We start from the raw sequence: 5,993 nt of genomic DNA on the forward strand, positions 1-5,993 counted from the left end.
AGCAGGTAGGGCACGGCGAGGGCGGTGGCGACGCCGGCCACCGCCCGGGCCGCCAGGTCGCGCGCACCGGGCGCCGGGTACGGGCGGGCCGCCGCCTCCACACTGCCGTCCACCAGCACCAGCCCGGCGGTCCGCTCGGGGTGCAGCCGGGCGAAGGCCTCGACGTGGAAGCCCGCGAGCGAGTGGCCGACCACGGTGCAGGGCTCGCGCAGCCCGAGGCCGTCGAGCACCGCCCGTATGCGCCCGGCCTCGCCGGCCGCCGTCGGTGAGGGCCGCCCGGCGGCGGGCTCGGCGGCGCTCAGTCCGTAACCGGGTCGGTCGAAGCGGACCACGGTGCGGTAGGGCGTGAGGAAGGGGACGACCAGGTCCCAGTCGAACCAGCTGCTGCCGAGGCCGCCGGAGAGCAGGCAGACCGGGCCGCTGCCCTCGGTGCGGACGTGCAGCGGGACGCCGTCGATGCGCAGGAAGCGCGCCCGGCCGCCGGTCTCCGCCCCGGGGGTGCTCATGCCGGCCTCCGTTCCGGGAGCGGCCCGGCCGGCCAGGCGGAGCGGGCGACGCCCAGGGCCAGCAGGCCAAGCCAGAGCGCGACCAGCAGCACCTGCAGCCGCTGGCCGGCCCCGAGCGCCCAGGTGCCGTGTCCGGCCTGGAAGGCGGCGATCGAGGCGAGGCTCCAGCCGGTGGCGAGCAGCTCGGCGCCCAGCAGCCAGGGCCCGAACCGGCGCACCGGCGACCACCAGCGGTAGCGCCGGGCGGCCACGGTGAGCGAGACCAGCGCGGTGAGCGCACCGGCCATGGCGAGGCTGCTGGTGACGGCGTGCGCGGTGTGGGTGGCGGGGACCAGCCCGGCGGTCTCCCGGGCGGCGCACATCTCGTCGCTGGTGGGTGCGCAGCTGAGCGGCAGCCGGGAGTCGGCGGCGGTCGCGGCGCCGAACACGGCCAGCGCGGACCAGCCGACCGACGCCCAGCGGTTGCGGCGGAAGGACCCGGCCGGCCCGGCGGCGAGGGCGGTGCCGGCGGCGGCGAGCAGGCAGAGCCCGGCGGCCAGGTCGGTGGCCCGGAACAGGCCGCCCAGCGGCTGGTCCTCGGCGGCGAGTTCGCTGATGTACGCCTGCACCGGGTCGAGCCCGGTGCTCAACACGACCTCCAGCACCCAGGCGGTGTACGCCACGGCGCTGAGCAGCAGCAGGGTGGCGACCGCCGTCCGCGCGGTGCGGTGTCCCGAGCTGCCGCTTCCCGGTCTGCCGGGTCGTGCTCGGGGGTGTCCTGGCTGGAGGCTGGGCACCGCTCCACCCTAACCAGCGGCGAACTCCAGCCCAACCGGAAGGAAAGGGACGGATCGGGCGGCCGCGTCCGGGGTGGTTCGAGGCATCCCTCGGAACCGTGTATTGTTTTCCAGGTCAGCAGGCGCCGCTAGCTCAGTTGGTTAGAGCAGCTGACTCTTAATCAGCGGGTCCGGGGTTCGAGTCCCTGGCGGCGCACAGACAGTTGGGGAGCCTCTCGCAGCAGCGAGGGGCTCCCCGATTTTTTGGCCTCCGACGTCCGTTTTGCGTGTGATGTCGGTCTCGATTGGCGATCCGCCGGAGCCATCCGGCCCGTTCTGCTCGTCCAGGGCAGTAGAACCGGAATCGGGACAAAGGTCCCCAACCGCCGATGTCCCCGTCCGTGCAGGCTGCTTCGACGCCCGCAGGAAAGGCCGCGCTTTGTCCAGAAACGTCCAGAGCGGCCGTCGCACGCCGTCGATCAGCCTCCGCCCGGTCAAGCGGTTCAAGCGCTCCGCCGGCCCGGTCGGCGGGCCCGGCGGCTCCGGCGGCAGGAAGCCGCGCCGTCCCGGGCGCACCGGCTGGCGCCGGCTGATACCCACCTGGCGGATGACCCTGCTCGGCTTCGGCTCGGCACTGCTGCTCGGCATCGGCCTGTTCGCGCTGGGGATCGCCCTGGTGAAGGTGCCGGACGCGCACGCCGCCGCGACCGCCCAGAGCAACACCTGGCTCTACTCGGACGGTTCGGTGCTCACCCGCACCGGCCAGACCAACCGGCAGAACGTCTCCCTGGACAAGGTCTCCCCCGCCGCCCAGCACGCCGCGCTGGCCGCCGAGGACCGGAACTTCTACAACGAGGGCGCGGTCAACGTCCAGGGCCTGGTCCGGGCCGCGGTCAACACCGCCAAGGGCGAGGGCACCCAGGGCGGCTCCACCATCACCCAGCAGTACGTGAAGAACACGTACCTGAGCCAGAAGCAGTCGATCACCCGCAAGGTGAAGGAACTGTTCATCGCCATCAAGGTGGACGCCACCGAGAGCAAGGACGAGATCCTCTCCGGCTACCTGAACACGTCCTACTACGGCCGCGGCGCCTACGGCATCCAGGCCGCCTCCCAGGCGTACTTCGGCATCGACGCGTCCGCCCTGAACCCCGCCCAGGGCGCCTACCTGGCCACTCTGCTGAACGCGCCGAGCGCCTACGACGTCGCCACCGCGACCGCGACGGGCAAGCAGAACGCCGTCAACCGCTGGAACTACGTGCTCGACGGCATGGTCAAGGAGGGCTGGCTCTCCGCGGACGAGCGGGCCGGGACCACCTTCCCGGACGTCCGGGACCCCCAGCCCAACCCGGGCCTGTCCGGCCAGGCGGGCTACCTGGTCGACGCGGCCACCCAGTACCTCACCTCCAGCGGGGTGATCAGCGAGACCGAGCTGGCCAAGGGCGGCTACACGATCAAGCTGAGCATCGACCCGGCCCGCCAGCAGGCCCTCCAGGACTCCGTCCAGGCCCAGCTGCGCGACACCCTGAACCCGGACAAGCGGAAGGCGGACGCGGCCGCCCAGGCCGGCGCCGCCTCCGTGGACCCGAAGACCGGCGCGGTCGTCGCGCTGTACGGCGGCGTCGACTACGTGAAGCACTACGTCGACAACGCCACCCGGCGCGACTACCAGGCCGGCTCGACCTTCAAGGCGATCGCGCTGGCCGCCGCCTTCGAGAACGACGCCAAGACCCAGGACGGCCGCACCGTCACCCCGCGCACGGTCTACGACGGCACCAGCGGCCGGAAGGTCCGCGGCGGCAAGGGCACCCCGTACGCGCCGCCGAACGAGGGCGACAAGAGCTACGGCCAGATCACCCTGCAGCAGGCCACCGACTGGTCGGTCAACTCCGCGTTCGCGCAGCTCGCGCAGGACACCGGGCTGCAGAAGGTCAAGGACACCGGCATCGCGCTGGGCCTGCCCGGCAACACCCCGGGGCTCGACGCGGTACCCTCCATCCCGCTGGGCGCGGCCACCCCGAGCGTGCTCGACATGGCCGGTGTGTACGCCACGCTGGACAACGGCGGCAAGCAGATCACCCCGTGGCTGGTGCAGTCGGTGGACCGCGAGGGCGAGGCCGTGGCGCTGCCCGCGCACAAGACCACCCAGGCGATCAGCGCGGACACCGCCAACCAGGTCACCTCGATGCTCCAGGGCGTGGTGAACGACCCGGGCGGCACCGGCTGGCGGGCGAAGTCGCTCGGCCGCCCGGCGGCGGGCAAGACCGGCACCACCGACGACCAGAAGTCCGTCTGGTTCGTGGGCTACACCCCCGAGCTGGTCACCTCGGTCGCCCTGTTCGGCCAGGACCCGGGCAACGGCTCCCAGGTCAGCCTGAGCGGCGTCGGCGGCATCGACGGCGCGGCGGGCGGCCAGTACCCGGCCCAGATCTGGACCAGCTACATGAAGGCCGCGCTCAAGGGCCAGCCGGTCGGTGACTTCCCGACCCCGGCCGACGGCGACTTCTCGGGTGCGGCCGACCTGCCGACCGCCCCGAGCGCGCCGAGCAGCACCCCGTCGACGGGCGCCCCCACCGGCGCGCCGAGCACCGGCCCCACCACGGCGCCGGGAGACGGCTCCGGTTCGATCCCGTCGGGCGGCACCGACGGCGGCGCGACCACCGCTCCGACGGCTCCTCCGACCACCCAGCCCAGCACCCAGCCCACCCGGCCGCCCCGGCCCACCTCGCGGCCGACGCCGACCACGCAGCCGACCACGGCCCCGACCACGCAGCCGACCGCCCCGCCCGTGGGCGGGCCGGACACGCTGACGGGGGCAGGCGCCTCGTCCGGCTCCAGGGGCTGACGGTCCGGGGCCGGCGGGGGGGGTACCCGGGACGCCGTCCGGGATCGGGTGAGTGCGCCACTCCGCACCGGTGAGTGCGCCACTCCGCACAGTTGAGAGCAGGACCAAACGACGGAATGGCGCCTTACCCGGTCATCGGCACGGCTGTCACAATGCGGCGGTGTACAGATCAACGGCCTCGCCCACCCTCCCTTCGGGCAGAACCCTCGGCCTCGGCCTCGCGCTGGTCTCCGCATTCGCCTTCGGCGGCTCCGGCACCGCGGCCAAGCCACTGATAGAGGCCGGGCTCTCCCCTCTGCACGTGGTGTGGCTCCGGGTCACCGGGGCGGCGGTGGCACTCCTCCCGATCGCCTACCGGCACCGGGACGCCGTACTGCGCCGCCCCGGCCTGCTGCTCGGTTTCGGCCTGATCGCCGTGGCGGGCGTCCAGGCCTGCTACTTCGCGGCGATCTCCCGCATCCCGGTCGGCGTCGCCCTGCTCATCGAGTACCTCGGGCCGCCGCTGCTGCTCGGCTACGTCAGGTTCGTCCAGCGCAAGCCGATCACCCGCGGCGCCGCCATCGGCGCCGGCGTCGCGGTGGCCGGACTGGCCTGCGTGGTCGAGTTCTGGAACGGTCTGAGCTTCGACGTGCTGGGCGTGCTGTTCGCCCTCGGCGCGGCCTGCTGCCAGGTCGGCTACTTCGTGCTCGCCGACGCCGGCCGGCGCGGCGACCGCCCGGTCGACCCGCTCGCCGTCAGCGCGTTCGGACTGCTCGTCGGCGCCGTGCTGCTCACCGCCCTCACCCGCCCGTGGCAGGCCGACTGGAGCCGGCTCGGCGGGTCGGTGGTGATGAACGGGCACACCCTGCCCGCCTTCCTCCCGGCCGCGTGGATGGTCCTGATCGCCACCGTGCTCGCCTATCTGACCGGCGTGATCGCGGTCGGCCACCTCTCGCCGCCGATCGCCGGGGTGGTCGCCAACCTGGAGGCGGTGGTCGCCGCCGTGGCGGCCTGGGTGCTGCTCGGCGAGCACCTCGGGCTGCCGCAGATCGCGGGCGGCCTGCTGGTGCTGACCGGCGCCTTCGCGGCGCAGGCGAGCAAGCCCGCGCAGGCGGGTGCGGGTTCGCCGGCCGACGGCCGTGGAACTGCCGAACCTGGAACCGTCGAGCCGGGAGCTGCCGAAGCCGGGGCTCCCGGCCCGGTGACCGCCGAGCGTGGGGTCAGCGGCCGGTCCAGCCGAACCAGTCGAAGTGATTGAGCGGCCACACGACGGCCGACACCGGGCCGACCACGTTGTCCACCGGCACGGCACCGCCACCCTGGCCGTGCTGGTGGTAGCGGGAGTCCGACGAGTCGCTGCGGTGGTCGCCCTCGACCCAGACGTAGCCCGAGGGCACCTTCACCGGCCCGAAGTCCAGCCCGGCGCAGGAGTCGTCCCCGGGGTGCAGGTACGGCTCGTCGACCTTCCGCCCGTCGACGGTCAGCGTGGTGCCCTCGCACTGCACGGTCTGGCCACCGGTCGCGATGACCCGCTTGACCAGGTAGTTGTCGTCCTTCGGCGGCACCAGACCGACGAAGCTGAGCGCCGAGCTCACGGCGTTGGTGAACGGGTTCGGGTCGGCGGGCTGCGGCGGCAGCCAGCCCCCCGGGTCCTTGAACACCACCGGCTGCCCCGGCTCCGGCTCCCAGCCGGTCAGCGGCGCCAGCTTGTTCACCCCGACCCGGTCGCCGATCCGCAGGGTGTTCTCCATCGAGCCGGACGGGATGGTGAACACCTGGAACAGACAGGTCTTGATCAGCAGCGCGACCACCAGGCCGACCGCCGCCATCACCGGCAGCTCGATCCACCACGGCCTGGGCTGCCGGCCCGGGCGGCCCGCCTTGCGGCCGCGCGAACCGCGCGCCCGG

At 73.6% G+C, this 5,993-nt stretch carries 5 protein-coding genes and 1 tRNA gene; 3 read left to right on the forward strand and 3 right to left on the reverse strand.

The annotated features are described in order from the left end of the window. The coding region (locus tag KS423_RS36405) for an alpha/beta fold hydrolase (RefSeq protein WP_224284022.1) at nt 1–506 on the reverse strand (506 nt) is incomplete at its 3' end. After that, nucleotides 503–1,186 (reverse strand): DUF998 domain-containing protein, encoded by a 684-nt coding sequence (locus KS423_RS36410; protein WP_224284026.1) that lies wholly within the window; start codon nt 1,184–1,186, stop codon nt 503–505. The genes KS423_RS36410 and KS423_RS36405, both read right to left, overlap by 4 nt. Nucleotides 1,187–1,404: 218 nt before the next feature. On the opposite strand from KS423_RS36410, the gene KS423_RS36415 reads away from it, so the two are divergent. The 3 genes from KS423_RS36415 (at nt 1,405) to KS423_RS36425 (ending at nt 5,343) form a co-directional block, all read left to right on the forward strand. Next, a tRNA-Lys gene (locus tag KS423_RS36415) sits at nt 1,405–1,478 on the forward strand. A gap of 222 nt (nt 1,479–1,700) precedes the next feature. Continuing rightward, nucleotides 1,701–4,106, forward strand: a complete 2,406-nt coding sequence (locus tag KS423_RS36420) for a transglycosylase domain-containing protein (RefSeq protein WP_224284023.1) — start codon at nt 1,701–1,703, stop codon at nt 4,104–4,106. Nucleotides 4,107–4,266: 160 nt separating this feature from the next. Next, complete coding sequence (locus KS423_RS36425; protein ID WP_224284024.1) at nt 4,267–5,343, forward strand: DMT family transporter; 1,077 nt, start codon at nt 4,267–4,269, stop codon at nt 5,341–5,343. Here the strand turns inward: KS423_RS36425 and lepB are convergent. Next, nucleotides 5,306–5,993, reverse strand: a 688-nt coding sequence (gene lepB / locus KS423_RS36430) for a signal peptidase I (protein WP_224284025.1), incomplete at its 5' end; no start/stop codon positions are given. The two genes, KS423_RS36425 and lepB, sit on opposite strands and share 38 nt — an antisense overlap.

The organism is Streptomyces sp. LS1784 (genome assembly GCF_020103755.1).
Classification (GTDB): Bacteria; Actinomycetota; Actinomycetes; order Streptomycetales; family Streptomycetaceae; genus Kitasatospora.